Annotated in this window: 19 protein-coding genes; 6 read left to right on the forward strand and 13 right to left on the reverse strand. The window is 58.5% G+C overall.

The annotated features are described in order from the left end of the window. Positions 1-45 precede the first annotated feature (45 nt). Positions 46-330, forward strand: a complete 285-nt coding sequence (locus SCD_RS02495) for a hypothetical protein (RefSeq protein WP_009206703.1) — start codon at positions 46-48, stop codon at positions 328-330. A 134-nt stretch (positions 331-464) separates the two neighbouring features. Here the strand turns inward: SCD_RS02495 and SCD_RS02500 are convergent, their stop codons facing one another. The 11 genes from SCD_RS02500 to SCD_RS02550 all read right to left on the reverse strand — a co-directional run bounded on the left by SCD_RS02500 (position 465) and on the right by SCD_RS02550 (position 11906). Then, entirely contained in the window at positions 465-923 is a 459-nt protein-coding gene (locus tag SCD_RS02500) for a cytochrome c (RefSeq protein WP_009206701.1), read from the reverse strand. An 8-nt stretch (positions 924-931) separates the two neighbouring features. After that, a complete protein-coding gene (locus SCD_RS02505) occupies positions 932-1552 on the reverse strand; it encodes a cation transporter (protein WP_009206700.1) in 621 nt (206 codons plus the stop codon). Next, positions 1549-2439: a 4-hydroxybenzoate octaprenyltransferase gene (gene ubiA / locus SCD_RS02510; RefSeq protein ID WP_009206699.1), complete on the reverse strand. Its 891-nt coding sequence runs from the start codon at positions 2437-2439 to the stop codon at positions 1549-1551. The genes SCD_RS02505 and ubiA overlap by 4 nt, the downstream gene beginning before the upstream one ends. Continuing rightward, the gene (locus tag SCD_RS02515) at positions 2436-2966 is read right to left on the reverse strand and encodes a chorismate--pyruvate lyase family protein (protein ID WP_009206698.1); all 531 of its coding nucleotides are present in this window, start codon (positions 2964-2966) and stop codon (positions 2436-2438) included. Before SCD_RS02515 ends, ubiA begins: the two co-directional genes overlap by 4 nt. A gap of 111 nt (positions 2967-3077) precedes the next feature. After that, the gene (recG, locus tag SCD_RS02520) at positions 3078-5138 is read right to left on the reverse strand and encodes an ATP-dependent DNA helicase RecG (protein WP_009206697.1); all 2061 of its coding nucleotides are present in this window, start codon (positions 5136-5138) and stop codon (positions 3078-3080) included. Positions 5139-5171: 33 nt separating this feature from the next. After that, entirely contained in the window at positions 5172-7205 is a 2034-nt protein-coding gene (locus SCD_RS15550) for a diguanylate cyclase domain-containing protein (RefSeq protein WP_009206696.1), read from the reverse strand. Between the two features lie 116 nt (positions 7206-7321). Then, entirely contained in the window at positions 7322-7705 is a 384-nt protein-coding gene (locus SCD_RS02530; protein ID WP_009206695.1) for a RidA family protein, read from the reverse strand. Between the two features lie 146 nt (positions 7706-7851). Continuing rightward, on the reverse strand, positions 7852-10041 hold the full coding sequence (locus SCD_RS02535; RefSeq protein ID WP_009206694.1) for a RelA/SpoT family protein: 2190 nt from the start codon (positions 10039-10041) through the stop codon (positions 7852-7854). Positions 10042-10073: 32 nt separating this feature from the next. Then, positions 10074-10280: a DNA-directed RNA polymerase subunit omega gene (rpoZ, locus tag SCD_RS02540; protein WP_009206693.1), complete on the reverse strand. Its 207-nt coding sequence runs from the start codon at positions 10278-10280 to the stop codon at positions 10074-10076. A gap of 29 nt (positions 10281-10309) precedes the next feature. Further along, positions 10310-10921, reverse strand: a complete 612-nt coding sequence (gmk, locus tag SCD_RS02545; RefSeq protein ID WP_009206692.1) for a guanylate kinase — start codon at positions 10919-10921, stop codon at positions 10310-10312. Positions 10922-11039: 118 nt separating this feature from the next. Next, on the reverse strand, positions 11040-11906 hold the full coding sequence (locus SCD_RS02550) for a YicC/YloC family endoribonuclease (RefSeq protein ID WP_009206691.1): 867 nt from the start codon (positions 11904-11906) through the stop codon (positions 11040-11042). Positions 11907-11991: 85 nt separating this feature from the next. Here SCD_RS02550 and SCD_RS02555 point away from each other — a divergent pair, with 85 nt between their 5' ends. The 5 genes from SCD_RS02555 to hemW are packed head-to-tail and all read left to right on the forward strand — an operon-like array spanning position 11992 to position 16425. Continuing rightward, positions 11992-12957: a serine/threonine protein kinase gene (locus tag SCD_RS02555; RefSeq protein WP_009206690.1), complete on the forward strand. Its 966-nt coding sequence runs from the start codon at positions 11992-11994 to the stop codon at positions 12955-12957. Beyond that, the gene (locus tag SCD_RS02560; RefSeq protein ID WP_009206689.1) at positions 12954-13868 is read left to right on the forward strand and encodes a PP2C family protein-serine/threonine phosphatase; all 915 of its coding nucleotides are present in this window, start codon (positions 12954-12956) and stop codon (positions 13866-13868) included. The genes SCD_RS02555 and SCD_RS02560 overlap by 4 nt, the downstream gene beginning before the upstream one ends. Before the next feature lie 48 nt (positions 13869-13916). Then, on the forward strand, positions 13917-14636 hold the full coding sequence (gene rph, locus SCD_RS02565; RefSeq protein ID WP_009206688.1) for a ribonuclease PH: 720 nt from the start codon (positions 13917-13919) through the stop codon (positions 14634-14636). Further along, a complete protein-coding gene (rdgB, locus tag SCD_RS02570; RefSeq protein WP_009206687.1) occupies positions 14633-15232 on the forward strand; it encodes an RdgB/HAM1 family non-canonical purine NTP pyrophosphatase in 600 nt (199 codons plus the stop codon). The genes rph and rdgB overlap by 4 nt, the downstream gene beginning before the upstream one ends. Then, positions 15229-16425 carry a radical SAM family heme chaperone HemW gene (gene hemW / locus SCD_RS02575; protein ID WP_009206686.1) on the forward strand — a complete coding sequence of 399 codons (1197 nt, stop codon included), beginning with the start codon at positions 15229-15231 and terminating at the stop codon, positions 16423-16425. The genes rdgB and hemW overlap by 4 nt, the downstream gene beginning before the upstream one ends. On the opposite strand, the gene mtnA is transcribed toward hemW, so the two are convergent. Both mtnA and SCD_RS02585 read right to left on the reverse strand, forming a co-directional pair. Next, positions 16402-17451, reverse strand: a complete 1050-nt coding sequence (gene mtnA, locus SCD_RS02580; RefSeq protein WP_009206685.1) for an S-methyl-5-thioribose-1-phosphate isomerase — start codon at positions 17449-17451, stop codon at positions 16402-16404. The genes hemW and mtnA overlap by 24 nt on opposite strands. After that, complete coding sequence (locus tag SCD_RS02585) at positions 17448-18596, reverse strand: class II aldolase/adducin family protein (RefSeq protein WP_009206684.1); 1149 nt, start codon at positions 18594-18596, stop codon at positions 17448-17450. Before SCD_RS02585 ends, mtnA begins: the two co-directional genes overlap by 4 nt.

Below are 18596 nucleotides of genomic sequence, written 5' to 3' on the forward strand. Positions count from 1 at the left end.
AGGATCATAGGTGGGTAACCACCGTATTTCATAACGGAGGCGTAGATGGGCAGTCTGAGCAATGAGTCCTTTGATGATTTTCTGGACTCCCTGAAAGAAGCGGGTGTGGTTATCAGCAACGAGCGCGAGTTGCGCGAGCGGCTCGCAGAAGTTCAGCGCTGGCGCTTTGCGTTTGCGACGCTGGCTTCCAACGGTGGAAGGATCGGTATCCGATTCGAAGGCCGTAGCGCCGGCGTGAACGAGGCTGAAATCCATCGTGCCTTTGCCCAGTTCCAGCTACCGGAGAGTCTGGAAGCAGTTTTTGCCGCCGGCCTCAAGGCCAAGCACTGATTCATCTTCTTTAACGGCTATGGTGAACCATAGCCTCAGGTGATGAAGCACAGATTCCCCATGGCCGTTGCCCTCTCTCCTTACTCTCTCCCCGAGGGAGAGAGGGGCGAGGTCTCGCTTCACGAGCCTTACTTTTAGCGCGTACGGAACGACATGTGACAGGCCACGCAGCTAGTCATGACTTTTTGCAGTGCGGAGTAGGTCTTGGCCGTATCCCCTTCTTTCGCCACCTCGGCGAATTCGCTGGCCGCAGCGTGCATACTCCACCCCAACTGACGCATGGCGTCAGGCATGAATCGCCCCGGCCCTTGGCCGCGCGCCATCACGGCGTGCTTGCCCATGGAGCTGTTGCCGAGGCGGTTTTCTGCGGTTTCTGACGCTGCCGCCAGGTTGTTTTCCGCCAGATGCCCGAAAATTTCATTCAGCGCCATGAGGTGATCCTGCATATCGGTGCGCATCAGGGCGCGGGATAGTTCGGGCATGGTGGCCAGCTGGCGATAATCCTGCGGAGGAGTCGGCGGCTGCACGGGTTGCTGCGCAAGAACCAGCGGGCTTGGCAGCAGCAGGGCAAGGGAAATCAGAGCGTGGCGCATGGAGTCTCCTAGCGGGGTTGGGTGCGTAATGCTGCCAGGGATTGTCCTAGCACGGAGAACGCAGATTTGAGGAACAGGATGGCAATGGCGCCGCCGATAATAATATCCGGCCAGCGCGACTGGGTGAAGATAACCGCGATACCGGCCACGATCACGCCAGAATTGGCGAACAGGTCGTTGCGCGAGCATAGCCATACCGAGCTCATGTTGAGGTTGTCGGCGCGGTGACGATAGAGCAGCAGGAAGCACCCGGTATTGGCGGCCAGCGCCAGCAGGCCGATAACACCGATGAATTCGCCATCGGGCAAGATGGGATGGAGTGCTTTGTAAACTGCTTCCGCTGCCACGCCCAGACCGAAGGAGAGCATGATCAGGCCCTTCAGCAGCGCCGCCCGCGCTTGCCACATCTCGTCGCGGGTCAGAACATACAGGCTGAAGCCATACACCAGCGCATCGCCCAGCATGTCCGATGCGTCCGCTAGCAGGGAGGTGGAATGTGCGGCCATGCCGGCGACGGCTTCCACAGCGAACATAACAACGTTGACGGCCAGTACGATCTTGAGCACGCGGCCATGGTTGGCGCGCATGGCATTCAGGGTGCAGGATTTGTTTTCGCAGCAGTCGCTCATAAAAAACCGCGCATTCCAAGCCAAGTCGTATTGAGGTGGTTTAGCAGGATGCCACCGAACACCGCCGCGCCGAACCAGTTGTTGTGCAAAAACGCCTTGAAACACTTGGCGCGCTCGCGCTGCCTGATCAGTGTGTAATGGTAGGCGGCAATGCCGGCAGCGGTAACCAGTCCGGCATAATAGGCTAAGCCCAGGCCGAGTTTTAATCCGACGCCGGCGAGGATGGCCAGTGTTGCGGCATAGCTCAGCATCACCGCCAGAATGTCATATTTGCCGAAGGTAATGGCCGAAGTCTTGATGCCGATACGGAGGTCGTCATCGCGGTCCACCATGGCGTATTCGGTGTCATAGGCGATCGCCCAGAATACGTTGGCGGCAAGCATCGCCCACGCCACCGGGGGCACGCTGCCTGTCTGGGCGGCGAAGCCCATCGGGATGCCGAAGCCGAAGGCGATGCCGAGGTAGGCTTGGGGGATGGCGAAGAACCGCTTGGTGAAGGGATAGCTGGCGGCGAGAAACACTGCCGCGACCGAGAGCTGGAGGGTGAGGGTGTTGAGGCGCAGGATCAGCAGAAAGGATAGCAACACCAGCACTGCGAAAAGCACCAAGGCTTCTTTCTTACTCACTAGCCCGGCGGCGAGCGGACGGTTCCTGGTGCGCTCCACATGCGGGTCGAAATCGCGGTCGGCGAAGTCGTTGATGACACAACCGGCCGAGCGCATCAGCACAGTGCCGAGGGTGAAAATACACAGGATGATCCAGTTCGGAGACCCGTCCGAGGATAGCCACAACGCCCACAATGTCGGCCACAGCAGGAGCAGGATGCCGATCGGCTTATCGAGCCGCATCAGTCTTTCGTATAGTGTGAATCGTTCGGCCAGTGTCATGGGTGGAGTTTCAGAATGTCTGGCAGGAACACTTCGGTAACGAGGATCGGCCTGCCTTCCAGGTAAAACACCGAGCGTCTCGCCCACAGGCTGGCAGGCGGGTTCGGCAGGATAGTGCAGGCACGTTTGTACAGCGCATCGCGCCGGTTGAGCTTTTTGAATTGCAATGGTGTGCGTTGTACGCGCGGGTTGGCAAATAGTGCCGCGCCCAGCGGCTTGCTGCCGAGCCGGCCCAGGCCTTGCCAGGTGCCGTGCAGGCTGGTGGCGGGCAGCACGCTGTGGGCGAAAACCAGCGGCGTTTCTCCGCAATACAGAAATACGTCGCGCAGCAGCGCGCGCGAATGGTGCTTCAACGCAACCATGTGTCGCTCGGATGGCATGGCCACGCCGTGCTGCTGCTGCACATGACGCACACTAAAGGCGGCGCAGCGCATCCGGATGCGCCGGGTGAGAGAGCCACGGTCAAGCAGCCAGGGGCGGTAGCGGGTGCAGCTTTCCGACAAACGGTTTTGCCACAAGGATTGCAAGTTCGGGTTCCTCTTAAATTCGGTGAGGGGTGAGGCGATAGGGGTGAGGCATTAAATTTGCGACGGTGTGATTTTTGACTTTCCGCCTCACCCCTCACCCATTACGCCAGATTATACCTTCAAGTATTGTTCTGCACCCGCCAGCCAGCGTTGCAAATGGCGTTCCGCCACCTCCGGCTGTTCAGCGATGATTTTTTCGGCGATGCGACGGGCAGCTTCGAGCAAGCCCTGATCCTGCTCGATATCGGCGATATGTAGCAGTGGCACACCGCTTTGACGCGCACCGAGGAATTCGCCGGGGCCGCGCAGCAGCAGGTCCTGGCGCGCGATTTCGAAACCGTCGCTGTTTTCGTAGATGATCTTCAGCCGGGCACGCGCTGTTTCCGACAGGGGTGTCTGGTAAAGCAGGATGCAGGCACTTTTTGCCGCGCCCCGACCGACTCGCCCGCGCAACTGGTGAAGTTGGGAAAGCCCGAAGCGTTCGGCGTGCTCGATCACCATCAGCGAGGCATTGGGCACGTCCACCCCGACCTCGATCACCGTGGTGGCGACCAGAAGCTGAATTTCCCCTGCCTTGAAGGCCGCCATGGTGGCCGCCTTGTCGCGCGCGTGCAATCGGCCGTGCACCAGCCCTACTTTCAGTTCCGGGAAAGTGGCGGTCAGGGTTTCGAAAGTCTCTACGGCGGTCTTGAGCTGAAGGGTTTCCGACTCCTCGATCAGAGGGCAGACCCAGTAGGCTTGGCGGCCAGAGAGGCAGGCCTCGCGGACTCGCGCCACCACTTCGTCGCGGCGGCGGTCGCTGACTAGTTTGGTGACCACCGGTGTGCGCCCCGGCGGCAGTTCATCTATCACCGAAACGTCGAGGTCGGCGTAGTAGCTCATCGACAGGGTGCGCGGGATCGGGGTGGCACTCATCATCAGTTGGTGCGGTTGCGCACCTTTTTGCCGCAACGCAAGGCGCTGGTGCACACCGAAGCGATGCTGCTCGTCGATGATGGCCAGACCGAGATTGCGGAATACAACCTGTTCCTGAAACAGGGCATGGGTGCCGATCGCGAGTTGGGCTTCCCCTTCGGCGACCGCTGTGAGTGCAGCCTGCTTTTCCTTTTTCGGCAGACTTGCCGCCAGCCAGACGACGCGCAGGCCGAGCGGTCCCAGCCAGGCGGAGAGCTTCTGGTAATGCTGTTCGGCAAGGATTTCGGTGGGGGCCATGATCGCCGCCTGAAATCCGTTTTCAATCGCCTGCAAAGCCGCCAGCGCCGCGACGATGGTTTTGCCGCTGCCGACGTCGCCCTGTAGCAGTCGCTGCATCGGGTGGGGCTTGGTCAGGTCGCTGGCGATCTCCGTCATGACGTGCTGCTGGGCGCGGGTGAGCGGGAATGGCAGCGCCGCCAGCAGGGCGCGGGTAAGCCGTTGCCGGGGCGGCATCGGGGCGGCAGACTGCGCGCGCCGCCGCCGGTAATGCTGATGCATGGAAAGCTGCTGAGCCAGCAGTTCGTCGAATTTTAGCCGCTGCCAGGAAGGGTGGGTGCGTTCGGCCAGCAGCTCGATCGGCGCGTCAGGTGGGGGTTGGTGCAGATAAGCGATACTTTCCGCAAAGGCGGGCAAACCCAGTGGCTGCAGTACATCGTGGGGCAGAGTGTCGGCCAGGTCGCATTTGGCGAGGGATGCCTGCACTAGTTTGCGCAAGGAGGCTTGTCCCAGACCGGCAGTGGTGGGGTAGATCGGCGTCAGCGCCTCGGCGACTGGCGCATTTTCGTCCACCATGCGGTACTGCGGATGCACCATTTCCATGCCGAAGAATCCGTGGCGCATTTCTCCGAACAGGCGCACGCGTTTGCCCGGGGCAAGTTGCTTGATCTGGCTGGGATAAAAATTCAGGAAACGCAGCGTCATCATGCCGCTGTCATCCTCAACCCGGCATACCAGGGTACGGCGCGGTCGGTACTGGACGGTGGTGTCGATGATCTCGCCTTCGACCTGGATGGCTTGCCCCAGCGATGCATTGGCTATGGAGTGGATGCGGGTTTCGTCCTGGTAACGTAGCGGCAGGTGCAGCAGCAGGTCGTGTGCAGTATGCAGGCCGAGTTTGGCAAGCTTGGTTTGCAGAGCCGGCGGAAAGGGCGAAGCGGATGCTTCATTTTTCGGCTTTTTGCTTGCGGCAGTTGTCATCCGGGCAATTGTACCCGAGGGTATGGCTTTCGGTCAGGAGTTGGCGTGGAAGCGGTATGAATTTCCTCCTGTCTTGGCACGATACATGGCCTCGTCGGCATATTTCATCAGGGAGTGACGATCCTCGCCATCCTGTGGGTAGAGACTGATGCCGATGCTGGCGGTGATGGCGTTGCGGGATTGCCCCTCGATCATGAATGGCAGGGCGAGTTCGTCGACGATGCGCTGAGCGGTGACGGCAGCGGTTTCCCGATCGGTACTTGAGAGCAAGACGGTGAATTCGTCGCCGCCCAGGCGGGCGGCAGTGTCGGCGGCGCGCACGCAACTCTGGATGCGCATGGCGACTTGCTGCAGTAGCTGGTCGCCTTGATCATGGCCGAACGTGTCGTTGATGTCCTTGAAATTGTCCAGATCGATAAACATCAAGGCGAAGGGTTCGGTATCCCGCTCGGAGCGAGCCAGTGCCTGCTGGATGCGGTCGTAAAGCAGGCTGCGGTTAGGCAGGCTGGTGAGAGGATCATGTGTGGCCAGAAATTCGATACGCTGGTGGAATTCTCTGGCGGCAGAAATGTCGCGGAAAATGCCAAGTGCCAGTTTCTCTCCGGCGTGTTCGATCAGGGTGCACTTGGCGTGGACCGGGATTGTGTGGCCGTCCTTGCCTTGGGCGAGGTATTCCTCTTCGCAGGAGCCTTCCTCCGCTAGGCGGGCGAGCGCTGCCACAGCACGAGGCTTTTCCTGGTCCGGTACCAGGTCCAGGATATTCATCTGCAACAATTCTTCGCGACTGTAGCCCATCTGTATTTCTGCCATGCGGTTCGCGTCTATCAGCTTTCCTCGAAGGTCGGCAAGCAGGATCATATCGCCGGCCTGCTCCATGATTTTGCGGTATTTTTCCTCGCTGGCCCGTAGCTGGGAAACCGTGCTGTGCAGCGAATCCGCCATGTCGTTAAAGGAACTGGCGATGTCGTGCAGTTCATCGCGCGTGGAAACGCTGGCATAGGTATGAAAATCTCCCCGGGCTACTCGTTTGGCGGCTGTTTTCAGGGCCGAAATTCCGCCGAGAAGGCCGCTAGTGAAGCCCAAGAAAAGGTAGGCGGTCAGTGCCAGGGTGAGAGCTGTCACGATGAAAATTAGCCGTCTTTCGGCAGTAAGGTGGTTCACTCTGTCTTGGACCATCTGCTCCAGATGCGGCAGGGTGACGTTGCACAAGCGATAGGCAGCATCGATGGCCAATGTCCCCGCAGCGAACAGCGCTTCGCCATTGGCCTGGATAGTATCGGAAAGCAGTAAGCCGTTCTCAACCTCGAAGACGAAAGCGTGGCTGGCATTGGTGGCGCTCTGTAACGGCTGTTTTAGTTGTTCGCGGAGCAACAGGCGAGCAAAAGATTTATCCATCCGGGCGAGCAGGGTGTCCTCGGCTTTCTGAATATTGCCTAGAAGGGCGCTGATCCGGTACCTGTCCTCGGTACTCAGCGTGTTCTTCTGGGCGGAGTGGGCGGCCAGGGCACGTGCCTGGCCGAGGTTTTCGATCAGGTTGGGGATGTGAAAAACCACCACCCAAGTCGTGTAGTGGATGGAGAGATCATCTTCCAGGCTAAGGCCAGCGGCATCAGCAAGATTGAGCAGAAAGGTGTTCAGGCAAATGATGAATTCAGTGTGAAGTCGGAAATCCTGCTCGGCCGTCAAGGTTGGAGTCACTGTCAGCAGTTTGCGCCATTTTTCCTTGATTTCCTGCCATTCGTGCGATGTGTTGAGTCTAGTGCCGTAGAGTCTGTCGTAATCGTCCAGTTTCCGGATTTGTTCTTCAGCTTGAGATTCGAGGTCGGCCAGTCTCTTTTGAACGGCCTGATCTCTACTCAGGGAGAGTTGCGATAACCCTCGGTGAGCCTGGGCCTGGGAGGTGAAAATCTTGATTGGCTGGATCGCCCGGATGCCGATGATTTCCAGCTCTGATGTGGCTATTCGGTCATTGAGCCTGGGGATAAGCAGGGTGATAAGCAGCACAAGGGGAATGAGCCCGATGATTCCCACCAGCAGCAACTTGTGCGGGAATTTGAGCTGATTCATCAACCATCTGGCGGGGAAAAGGAGTATTCTCATAACATACACTTATAGGCTCATAAGTGTATGTTATCCGTCCTGCTGCCAAAAGCAAGTATTTCCCGCCGAGAGTGGTGGATGGGCTAATCGCTGGAGGTCAGAATCGCATCCATTTCCACCAGTGCGCCGCGTGGCAGTTCTTTTACGCCCACTGCAGCGCGCGCCGGGTAGGGCTGCTCGAAATAATGCGCCATGATCTCGTTGACCTTGGCGAAATGGGTCAGATCGGTGAGGTAGACGTTGAGCTTGGCGGTATGGTTAAGGCTGCAACCGGCGGCCTTGGCGACCTCGCCCAGATTGAGGAACACCTGATGAATCTGTGACTCGATGCCATCGACCAGGATCATGGTCTGTGCATCCAGCCCGATCTGTCCGGACAGGTAAATGGTGTCGCCGACTTTTACGCCCTGGGAATAGGTGCCAATGGCGGCAGGGGCATTGGGGGTGGAGAGGATTTGTTTGGCCATGGGATTTCCTTTCGGTGCAAATTTGTCGTAAACAAAGGTTATTAAGGGTGCGCCATGCGCACCGATTTTTGTTGCCGGGCATCCTAGGCCATCGGGTTATCCAATTGTAATACACCCCAGTGACACCCTAATTCAGGTCAAATGTGCTACCCATGCCTCCGGTCTACTACCCCCTTCACCCGCGTAATCCTCACCACTTCCATAATCTTGCGCAAACTGCGCATCACGTTGGCAAGGTGGATGCGGTTTTCAACCTGCAAGGTGAAGTTCATGGTGGTGTAGGCGCTGCCGTCTTCTTCTTCCATGCTGACATTGTCGATGTTCGATCCGGCGTCGGCAATTGCGGCAGCGACCTGGGCCAGCACGCCGCGCTGGTTGGCTACTATCAGCTTGATGTTGACGTCGAAAGCTTTTTTCGGTGCTTCCGGATCCCATTCCACATCCAGCAATTTGTCGGTGTCGGCGCGGTTTTTGGCGATGACCGGGCAGTCGTGGGTGTGGATGACCAGTCCTTGGCCCTTGTTGATGAAGCCGATGATCGGGTCGCCCGGTATCGGCCGGCAGCATCGGGCATATTGTACCGCCATGCCCTCAGTGCCGCGGATGGTGATCGGCCCCATCGGGACATGCTTGCGCTCTTCGGTCGTTTCGGTGACGGCAAGCAACTGGTGTGCGACAACAATGTTGAGGCGCTTGCCGAGGCCGATGTCGGCTAATATCTCCAGTCGGTTTTTTCCGGTGTTTTCGTTCAGCAGTTTTTCCCATTGTGCTTCAGTGATCTCTTTCGAATCTGTGCCGAGTGCGCGTAGCGCCTGGTTGAGCAGGCGCTCTCCCAGGGTGGCGGATTCATCGTACTGCATGGTTTTGAGGAAGTGCCGGATGTGCGAGCGCGCCTTGCCGGTGATGACGTAACTGAGCCAAGTCGGGTTGGGCTTTGCGTGGGCGGCAGTCACGATTTCCACTTGGTCGCCGTTTTTCAGCTCGGTTCGCAAGGGCATCAATTCCTGGTCAATTTTCACTGCAACACAGCGGTTGCCGACATCAGTATGTACAGCGTAGGCGAAATCCACCCCGGTGGCACCGCGCGGCAGCGCCATGATCTTGCCCTTGGGCGTGAAGACGTAAACTTCGTCAGGGAACAGGTCGACCTTGATGTGCTCCAGGAATTCGGTGGCATCGCCGCTTTCCGACTGAATTTCCAGCAGGCTTTGCAGCCACTGGTGGGTCTTCTGTTGCATCTCGTTGATCTCGGTATCCCCGCTTTTGTAAAGCCAATGCGAGGCAACACCGGCTTCGGCGATCTTGTGCATGTCCTGGCTGCGAATCTGAATCTCGATTGGTGTGCCGAAAGGCCCGAACAGGGTGGTGTGCAAGGACTGGTAGCCATTCGCCTTGGGGATGGCGATGTAGTCCTTGAACTTCCCGGGGATCGGCTTGTAAAGCTGGTGCAGGGAGCCCAGGGTGAGATAGCAGGTGGGAACGTCCTTGACGATGACGCGAAACCCGTAAATATCGAAAACTTCTGAAAAGGTCAGGGATTTGCCCTGCATTTTTTTGTAAATGCTGTACAGGTGCTTTTCGCGCCCGGTGATGGTGGCCTCGATCTGGCAATCCTTGAGTTTCTGCTCGATAGCCTCCAGCACCTTGCCCACTACTTCGCGGCGGTTTCCGCGTGCAGCCTTGACGGCCTTGGCCAGCACCTCGAATCGGTTGGGATAGAGGTGGTGAAAGCTCAGATCCTCAAGCTCATCGTAAACGCTGTTCAGTCCGAGGCGGTTGGCGATGGGTGCGTAGATTTCCAGAGTCTCGTTCGCGATGCGCTGGCGTTTCTCCGGGGCCATTGCCCCAAGGGTGCGCATGTTGTGCAGGCGGTCGGCAATTTTGATCAGGATGACGCGGACATCGCGCGCCATCGCCAGCAGCATTTTTCGGAAGTTTTCGGCCTGGGCGTGGATTTCTGTCTGGAACTCGATCTTGTCCAGCTTGGATACGCCGTCTACCAGTTCAGCCACCGCCTTGCCGAAGCGCTCGGCAATTTCCTTCTTGGTGATGGCGGTATCTTCCACCACATCGTGCAGCAGTGCCGCCATCAAAGTCTGGGCATCCAGATGCCAGTCGGCCAGAATTTCGGCGACCGCTAGTGGGTGGGAAATGTAGGGTTCGCCGCTCTTGCGGAACTGGCCGGCATGGGCGCTATCGCTGAGATGGTAGGCCGCCTCGATCTGGGCGGTATCTTCGGGCTTGAGGTAGGAGGACAGCCGCGCAGTGAAGGCGGCGATGTCAGTTGCTGAGCCCTGAGTGCCGAGCGCTGAGTGCTGAGTATTGGATTTGTTCACTCGGCACCCCTAACCTGGAACTCCGGACTGTTTCAGAGCAGACCGCGGTTGAGGATCTCCACCCCGACTTTGCCCTGGGCAATTTCGCGCAAGGCGATGACGGTTGGCTTGTCGCGGTTGGAATCCACCATCGGCGTGCCGCCCTGGGCAATCTGGCGAGCGCGTACGGTGGCGACCAGGGCCAGCTCGAAACGGTTGGTGATGGTCTTCATGCAGTCGTCTACGGTGATACGTGCCATGCTAGCTTCCTTTGATTGAGTGATGCCGATTATTTCATTTTGGCGACCATGTCGGCATGGGCGCTGAGTTGCCGACTTGCGGTCAGCCGCTGCGCGCGGATCACGCTGATCAGGTCTTGCAGCGCCGTTTCGAAAACATCGTTAATTATAACATAATCAAACTCTTCCACATGACCGATATCCTCGCGGGCGGCGGCCAGGCGACGCGCGATGATTTCCTCGGAGTCCTGGCCGCGCCCTGTGAGCCGCGCGAGCAGGGCTTCCAGCGAGGGTGGCAGGATGAAAATACCGGTTGCTTGGGGAAAAATTTTCCTGACCTGGGCGGCACCCTGCCAGTCGATTTCCAGCAGGATATCGGTGCCGGAGCGCATGGCGTTTTCTATCCAGGGCTGGGAGGTGCCGTAGCGGTTGCCATACACCAGGGCGCTTTCGAGGAAGTCGCCGCGTTCCAGCATCTCCAGAAATTTTTGCTCGGTGACAAAATGATAGTCCTTGCCGTCCACTTCGCCCGGGCGTGTAGCGCGGGTGGTGTAGGAAACCGACAGTTTGACCTGATTGTCATTCTGCAATAGCTCTCGCACCAGGCTGGTTTTTCCCGCGCCAGAGGGTGCGGTGACGATGAATAGATTTCCACTGGGCATAATGTTATTCCAAAAAAGGTGAGGAGTAAGAAGGTGAGGGGTGAGGGGGAAAGTCAAAAACGGTGAGGTGGTGGTTTTGATTTCCCCCTCACTCTTCACGCCTCACCTTCTAACCTTATTATTCGATATTCTGTATCTGCTCGCGCATCTGCTCGATGAGCACTTTGAGCTCCATCGCGGTCTGCGTCGTTTCGGATGCGGCCGATTTTGAACCCAGGGTATTGGCTTCGCGGTTGAGCTCCTGCATCAGGAAGTCCAGTCGCTTGCCTACTGCACCGCCTTTTTCCAGGATGCGCCGCATTTCGGTGAGATGGGTTTGCAGTCGCGACAGCTCTTCGTCCACGTCGATCTTCTGGGCAAACAGGGCGATTTCCTGGCGGATGCGATCATCGTCGCCATTCCCCATAACTTCCTTGAGGCGGGTGGCGAGTTTTTCCTGGTAGGCTGCGATCAGTCTGGGAATGTACGGCAATACGCTCACCACCAGGGCGTCCATCTGCTCGACGCGTTGTAGCAAAAAAGTTTTGAGTTTTTCTCCCTCGCGCTGGCGGGTGGCCGACAGTTCGTCGAGGCCCCGGCGCAACAGGGGTAGACAGGCTTCCTGCAGACCCTCCGTGCCGACGCATTCGCCTTCGATGACCCCTGGCCAGCGCAATAAGTCAGCCACGCTGAGCGGTTGACCATCGGGCAGCAGCGCCTTGGCTGAATGACCAAGCTGCGCCAGTTGTTCTGCGAGCGCGGTATTGAGTCGCAGAGGAGCCTGGCTTGCGCTACGTGCGGTGAAATTCAGCCGGCATTCCACCTTGCCGCGGCTTAGCGCACCGCCGATCATCTCGCGCAGCGCAGGTTCCAGTGCACGGAAGGATTCATCCAGGCGGAAGTGAGGTTCAAGGTAGCGCGAGTTGACCGAGCGCAGTTCCAGGCTCAGGGAGCCTGACTCCAGTTCTTGTGTCACTGCGGCAAATCCGGTCATGCTGTAAATCATAGGGGGAGTCCGTTTATGGCTATGGGCTTTACTTTGCCAAGCCAAATCAGAATAATGGTCGAGGTTCAATCATACAGATGGTGCGATGGCCTCACAACCCAATCAGGCTCTTCCTCACGGCTACCAGTTGCTCAATTACCGTATCGACAAGCAGATCAGCTCAGGCGGTTTCAGCCTGGTTTACCTGGCATATGACGAGAACGAATTGCCAGTGGCGATCAAGGAGTATCTTCCCTGCGCTCTGGTGCTGCGGGAATCCGGCGCACTGGTGCAAGCTTCTTCAGCGGAAAACCTGAATGTGTTTCGTTATGGGATGAAATGTTTTTTTGAGGAAGGCCTGGCGCTTGCCCGCATTGGTCACCCCAACGTGGTAAGGGTGACCAACTTCTTCCGTGCCAATGAAACGGTTTACCTGGTAATGCAGTACGAGCGCGGTCGGACACTGCAGGATTACATCCTGCACCGCAAGAAAGAGATCAGGGAATACTTCATCCGGCGCATTTTCGCTGAAATGCTAGGTGGCCTGCGCGAGGTCCATGCGCACAAAATATTGCACCTCGACATCAAGCCATCGAACATCTACATTCGTCTTGATGGCTCACCGCTGTTACTGGATTTTGGTGCTGCGCGGCAGACCCTGACCCAGGAAAAATCCAGTCTTAATCCGATGTACACGCCGGGTTTTGCCGCACCCGAGCAATATGGCCACGACCGCGATGCGCTCGGTCCATGGACCGATATTTACGGCGTCGGCGCGAGCATGTTCGCCTGCCTTTCCGGCTTTGCTCCCCAGGCGGCCAATATGCGCCTGGAACAGGACAAGCAGGAGTCGGCAAGAAAATTATGGAGTGGCCACCATTCCGAGCATTTGCTTGAACTTATCGACTGGTGCCTGAAACTGGATCCGCTGGAAAGGCCGCAGAGCGTTTTCGTGGTGCAGAAGGCCCTGCTGGAGAAAGACAAAGTACCTGAAGTGACCCAGAAAAAGTTTTCTCTGTTGCATACTATTCGAAATAAATTCAGCAAATTAAAAACAGGTGGCGAGCGGTGAAATTTTCGATTTTCCAATCCAGTCGTCAGGGGGGACGTAGATATAATCAGGATCGCCTGGCCTATTCCTACAGCCGGGATGCCTTGTTGATGGTGGTTGCCGATGGCATGGGCGGCCATTTTCACGGTGAAATCGCCTCTCAGATCGCGGTGCAATTCCTGGTAGAAAACTTTCAGAAGCTGGCAACGCCGGCACTAAAAGATCCTTTCCGCTTCCTGATCGACACCCTTAACCAGGCGCACGAAGCCATCGGCGATTATGTCCTGGCGCATGGCCTGAGCGAGCACCCCCGCACTACCTGCGTGGCTTGCGTGGTGCAGGATAATCAGGCCTATTGGGCTCATGTCGGAGATACTCGCTTGTACCTCTTTCATGGCGGCAAGCTGGCAACCCGCACTCGCGACCATTCCCTGGTGCAGCAACTGTTCGAGCAGGGAATAATCACCGAGGATGAAATGACCACGCATCCCGAGCGCAACAAAGTTTACAGTTGCCTGGGCGGACCCATTCCCCCCGACATTGAGTTGTCGCGCAAGATGCAGTTACGCGAAGGCGACACCCTGCTGATGTGTTCTGATGGCCTGTGGGGCCTGCTTTCGACGGACGAGATCGCGTCGATTCTCGATACCTACCCGATTACTACTGCCATTCCCGAATTGCTCGACCACGCTGAATTGCGCGGCGGTGAAGAGGGTGACAACCTGAGTGCGGTCGGTATGCGCTGGGGTGAAGAAAAATTGCTCACCCCGCGCACGATATCTACCGCGACCATGCCGCTGGATACCTATACGGTACAGCTCAATACCTTCAGTGTGGAGCGGGGCGCAGAAGGCGAGCAGGATGTGACGGAAGCGGACATTGAGCGCGCGATTGCCGAGATCCAGGCGGCGATCCAGAAATATTCCAAATAAACAGGCGTTATAATGGCGCCCTTTTTCCGAACCTATTAGGAGTCCTAAATGCGGCCCAGTAAACGCAACCCGGACCAGCTCCGCAACATCGTCATTACCCGAAATTACACCAAGCATGCCGAAGGCTCGGTGCTGATCGAGTGTGGCGATACCAAAGTGATCTGTACCGCCAGCATCGACGAAAAAGTGCCGCCGTTCCTGCGTGGCAAGGCACAAGGCTGGACCACCGCCGAATATGGCATGCTGCCGCGCTCCACCAATACGCGTATCGATCGCGAGGCGGCCAGGGGCAAGCAGACCGGACGCACCCAGGAAATTCAGCGGTTGATCGGGCGCTCCCTGCGAGCCGTGGTGGATTTGAAGGCGCTCGGCGAACGCACCATCCAGATCGATTGCGATGTCATTCAGGCCGACGGCGGCACGCGTACCGCCAGCATTACCGGCGCCTATGTGGCGCTGCACGATGCCGTTTCCTACCTTCTAAAGGAAGGCAAGATTATAGAATCGCCGCTGCGCGATTTTGTTGCCGCAATCTCGGTCGGGGTGTATCAGGGTGTACCGGTGCTGGACCTGGACTATGCCGAGGATTCCGATTGCGACACCGACATGAATATCGTCATGACAGGCAGCGGCGGCTTCGTCGAAGTGCAGGGCACGGCGGAGGGTGCGCCGTTCTCGCGCACTGAAATGGATGCCATGCTCGATCTTGGTCAGAGCGGTATCTCGCAATTGGTTGCCAAACAGAAAGCTGCGCTGGGGTTAGTATGAAAAAAATCGTCATTGCCTCCAATAACGCCGGTAAGCTGCGCGAAATCGACGCCATCCTCGCGCCGCTGGATTTCGAGGTTTTCCCTCAATCTGCCTTCAACATCCCGGAAGCGGAAGAGCCCTATTGCACTTTCATCGAGAACTGCCTGACCAAGGCGCGCCATGCCTCGGCGCATTCCGGGCTGCCTGCATTGGCGGACGATTCGGGAATCTGCGTTGATGCGCTGAACGGCGCGCCTGGCGTGTATTCCGCCCGCTTTGCCGGCGAGCCGAAGTCGGATGAGCGCAACAACCAGAAGCTGATCGAGTCGCTGCAGGGACATGCCAACCGCAAGGCCCACTATTACTGCGTGATCGTGCTGGTGCGCTGGCCGGAAGATCCTCAGCCTATCATCGCCGAGGGCGCGATGTACGGCGAGATCATCGACACGCCGCGCGGCGCAGGCGGCTTCGGTTACGACCCTTATTTCCTCATTCCCGAACTGGGCCAGACCGGTGCGGAAATTCCGATGGCGCAGAAGAACAAGATCAGCCATCGCGGCAAGGCCCTGGCCGAACTGGTTGAAAAGCTCAAAAGCGTGAGGGGTGAAGGGTGAGGGGTAAGGGGGAAAAAGCCACCCAGCTCCTCGCGCCTCACGCCTCACCCTTCACCGAACCTCCTCCGCTCTCCCTCTATATTCACCTTCCCTGGTGCGTCCGCAAGTGCCCCTACTGCGACTTCAGTTCTTTCGAATCGCGCGAGGGGGTGCCGGAACAGGAGTACATCGCGGCACTGATCAAGGATCTGGAAGCTGCACTGCCTCTGGTGTGGGGGCGCAAAGTGGTGAGCATCTTTATGGGGGGCGGCACGCCCAGCCTGTTTTCGGCACGGGCGATCGACACGCTGTTGACTCAGGTACGCACCCTGCTTCCGGTCGAAGCTCACGCCGAAATCACCCTGGAGGCCAATCCCGGTACGGCTGAGGCGCAGAAGTTCGCCGACTTCCGTAGTGCGGGGGTGAATCGTCTGTCGCTCGGCATCCAGAGCTTCAACCCGCGCCACCTGCAGGCGCTCGGACGTGTCCACGACGACCGCGAGGCACGATTCGCAGTCGAGTTGGCGCTGCGCAATTTCGACAACGTCAACCTCGATCTGATGTACGCCCTGCCGGAGCAGGCCATGGAAGAAGCGCTGGCCGACATCCGCGAGGCGGTGTCTTTCGGGCCGCAGCATATCTCGGCCTATCACCTCACTCTGGAACCCAATACGGTGTTTTACAACAAGCCGCCGACGCTGCCGGATGACGATATGTCGGCGGCGATGCAGGAAGTCATCGAGGCGGAACTGGCCGGGGCCGGATACGAACATTACGAGACTTCGGCCTTTGCAAAAAAGCATCAGCGCTGCCGACATAATCTCAATTACTGGTCGTTCGGGGATTACCTGGGGATAGGGGCAGGGGCGCACGGCAAGCTCACGCTGCATGACCAGATTTTGCGCCAGGTGCGCCATCGCCAGCCCAAGGCTTATATGGAGCGGGCGATGGCTGGCAACGCGCTGGAAGAGGAACGCACCGTCTCTCAAGGCGAACTGCCGTTCGAGTTCATGATGAACGCCCTGCGCCTGACCGAGGGTTTTCCGGTCAGTCTGTTCTCCGCCAGAACTGGGCTGTCGCTGACTGCAGCCCTGCCCATGCTGGAAGAGGCGCAGCGGCGCGGCCTGATCGAACGCGATGCCCTGCACATCCGACCGACCCTGCTGGGCCAGCGATTCCTGAACGAACTTCTACAGCTGTTTCTGGTGGAATAGCGTCGCAATCTTTTCTTTATCGGGTTCCCGTACTACGCCCCTTTCGGTGATCAATGCGGTGACCAGTTCGGCTGGGGTAACGTCGAAAGCCGGGTTGCGTGTCTTGACTCCCGGTGCCGCCCACTGGCAATCGCGGAAGCCTGTGACTTCCTCCGGTGCCCGTTCCTCGATCGGAATATCCTTGCCCGATGCAATGTTCAAATCGATAGTGGAGAGCGGGCAGGCGACGTAGAAAGGGATGTTGTGGCGCCGTGCCAGCACGGCCACCATGTAGGTGCCGATCTTGTTGGCGACATCGCCGTTGGCCGCTACCCGGTCGGTGCCGACGATGACTGCGTCGACCTCGCCGTGCGCCATCAGGTGGCCGGCCATGTTGTCGGTAATCAGGGTGACGGGGATATTTTCCTGCACCATCTCCCAAGCGGTGAGGCGCGCTCCTTGCAGGAATGGACGCGTCTCGTCGGCGATCACTGAAATCTTCTTGCCTGCTTCCACCGCCGAGCGAATCACGCCCAGTGCCGTGCCCCATCCTGCCGTGGCAAGGGCGCCGGCGTTGCAGTGGGTGAGTACGTGCGCTCCGTCGGCGAGCAGCGCTGCACCAGCTGCGCCCATGGCGCGGTTGATGCGGATGTCTTCGGCATGGACCTCATGGGCCTCGTCCAGCAAGCGTTCTGCCACGACCGCCGGTGCGGCTGCGTTCATGCCCTCCCACACTTGGCGCATGCGTTGCAGCGCCCAGAACAGGTTGACCGCCGTGGGGCGGCTCTGAGCCAAGTTGGCAAACCCTTTTTCCATTCCGCTGCGGAAGGTCTCAGGGGCGGTTTTATTTAATCGTAGCGCTTCCAGCGCCACGCCGTAGGCGGCGGCACAGCCGATCGCCGGCGCCCCGCGTACCACCATGGCGCGGATGCCTTCCGCCACGCTGGCGGCGGAATCATAGGAGAGATATTCGAAGCGTGCCGGCAACACGCGCTGGTCAATCATTTCCAGGTGGTTGTTTTGCCAGCGCAGGGTTTCGATATTCATGCGGTTTTCCTTACGGGTGAAAGTTCAAGCAGCGGCTCACAGGCCGCTGCCAGTGTCGGGTTGTCGGTGATGAGCTGGTCGATGCCTCCGAAGCGGCGTAACGACTGCTCCAGTGCGGCTTCCATTTGGGCCGGATTGTCCGGTTCGCAGCACAGGCCAAGATATTCCGGTTGGGGGTGGAGCGATTTGACGGCAGGGTCGTCATCCAGTCCGATCACCGCTGCGCCCTTTGCGAGTAGCTCTGCCACCTTGGACTGGTTGGACAGGGCTCGATCCACCAGCACGATTTGGCCTGCCAACTCACATTGGTTACGCATGGTCAGCTCGAAGCCGCCATATTCGATCTCGGCGGCAAGGACTTCACGCGGAGGCAGGGAAGCATAGGCCTCCAGCGCTTCGGCGCGGGACTGAATTTTCATGCTGTGGCGATAAATTTCGGCGGCTGCATCGGCGTAGAAGGCCGTGATGCCGACAGAAATCAGGCCCCATTCCGGGTCAAGCACGATGCGCGGCGCGGTGTCGGGCAGGCGCTCTGCCTCCTTGGGTGCGTTTTCCGACAGATAGCGGCGGTAGGCTGAGGTGAAGGCGGCGACGTCACGTCCCAGCATTGGCACGCGTTTGGTGAACACGGCGTGCTGCGGAGTGGCCGGGCCGCGCTGGGAGAGCGATTCCAGATCAGGGCGGCGGGCATAAGCCAAACTCATCAGGTCGGATGACAGTGTTATTACCAGAGGGAAGCCGGCGGCTAGCGAGATGTCGCGGCGCAGGGCGGCGAGTGCCAGCAAATCCTGATCGCTGCTTGTCTGTGCGGGTGGAAAACGCAGCGGAATGTCCCAGGCATTACGGCTTTTGAGATAGTCCTCGGCACGAGTGACCAGGGCGATCATGCGTTCGTAGGATTCGTGTGCACTGGTGCCGAAGGCAAAGATGCCGTGATGCATCAGCACCATGCCGATGGTTTTCGCAGTGGCTTCGTGGCTGAAAACATCGTGGCAGGCTTTCGCCAATTCGAAGCCGGAATGACGGTAGGGTACGATCACTACGGTATCGCCGAAGGTTTCTTGAATATGGCGTTCGCCGTGGTCGGTGTTGGCCACTGCCAGCACCGCGTCGGCATGGGTGTGCTCCACCCACTTGAAGGGCAA

Origin of the sequence: Sulfuricella denitrificans skB26 (genome assembly GCF_000297055.2) — a bacterium.
Taxonomy (GTDB): Bacteria; Pseudomonadota; Gammaproteobacteria; order Burkholderiales; family Sulfuricellaceae; genus Sulfuricella; species Sulfuricella denitrificans.

Bases quoted from the DNA above. Each gene is read 5' to 3' on its own strand.
- SCD_RS02495 (WP_009206703.1), top strand. From the start codon at position 46: ATGGGCAGTCTGAGCAATGAGTCCTTTGATGATTTTCTGGACTCCCTG.
- SCD_RS02500 (WP_009206701.1), bottom strand. From the start codon at position 923: ATGCGCCACGCTCTGATTTCCCTTGCCCTGCTGCTGCCAAGCCCGCTG.
- SCD_RS02505 (WP_009206700.1), bottom strand. From the start codon at position 1,552: ATGAGCGACTGCTGCGAAAACAAATCCTGCACCCTGAATGCCATGCGC.
- ubiA (WP_009206699.1), bottom strand. From the start codon at position 2,439: ATGACACTGGCCGAACGATTCACACTATACGAAAGACTGATGCGGCTC.
- recG (WP_009206697.1), bottom strand. From the start codon at position 5,138: ATGACAACTGCCGCAAGCAAAAAGCCGAAAAATGAAGCATCCGCTTCG.
- SCD_RS15550 (WP_009206696.1), bottom strand. From the start codon at position 7,205: ATGAATCAGCTCAAATTCCCGCACAAGTTGCTGCTGGTGGGAATCATC.
- SCD_RS02530 (WP_009206695.1), bottom strand. From the start codon at position 7,705: ATGGCCAAACAAATCCTCTCCACCCCCAATGCCCCTGCCGCCATTGGC.
- rpoZ (WP_009206693.1), bottom strand. From the start codon at position 10,280: ATGGCACGTATCACCGTAGACGACTGCATGAAGACCATCACCAACCGT.
- gmk (WP_009206692.1), bottom strand. From the start codon at position 10,921: ATGCCCAGTGGAAATCTATTCATCGTCACCGCACCCTCTGGCGCGGGA.
- SCD_RS02550 (WP_009206691.1), bottom strand. From the start codon at position 11,906: ATGATTTACAGCATGACCGGATTTGCCGCAGTGACACAAGAACTGGAG.
- SCD_RS02555 (WP_009206690.1), top strand. From the start codon at position 11,992: ATGGCCTCACAACCCAATCAGGCTCTTCCTCACGGCTACCAGTTGCTC.
- rph (WP_009206688.1), top strand. From the start codon at position 13,917: ATGCGGCCCAGTAAACGCAACCCGGACCAGCTCCGCAACATCGTCATT.
- rdgB (WP_009206687.1), top strand. From the start codon at position 14,633: ATGAAAAAAATCGTCATTGCCTCCAATAACGCCGGTAAGCTGCGCGAA.
- mtnA (WP_009206685.1), bottom strand. From the start codon at position 17,451: ATGAATATCGAAACCCTGCGCTGGCAAAACAACCACCTGGAAATGATT.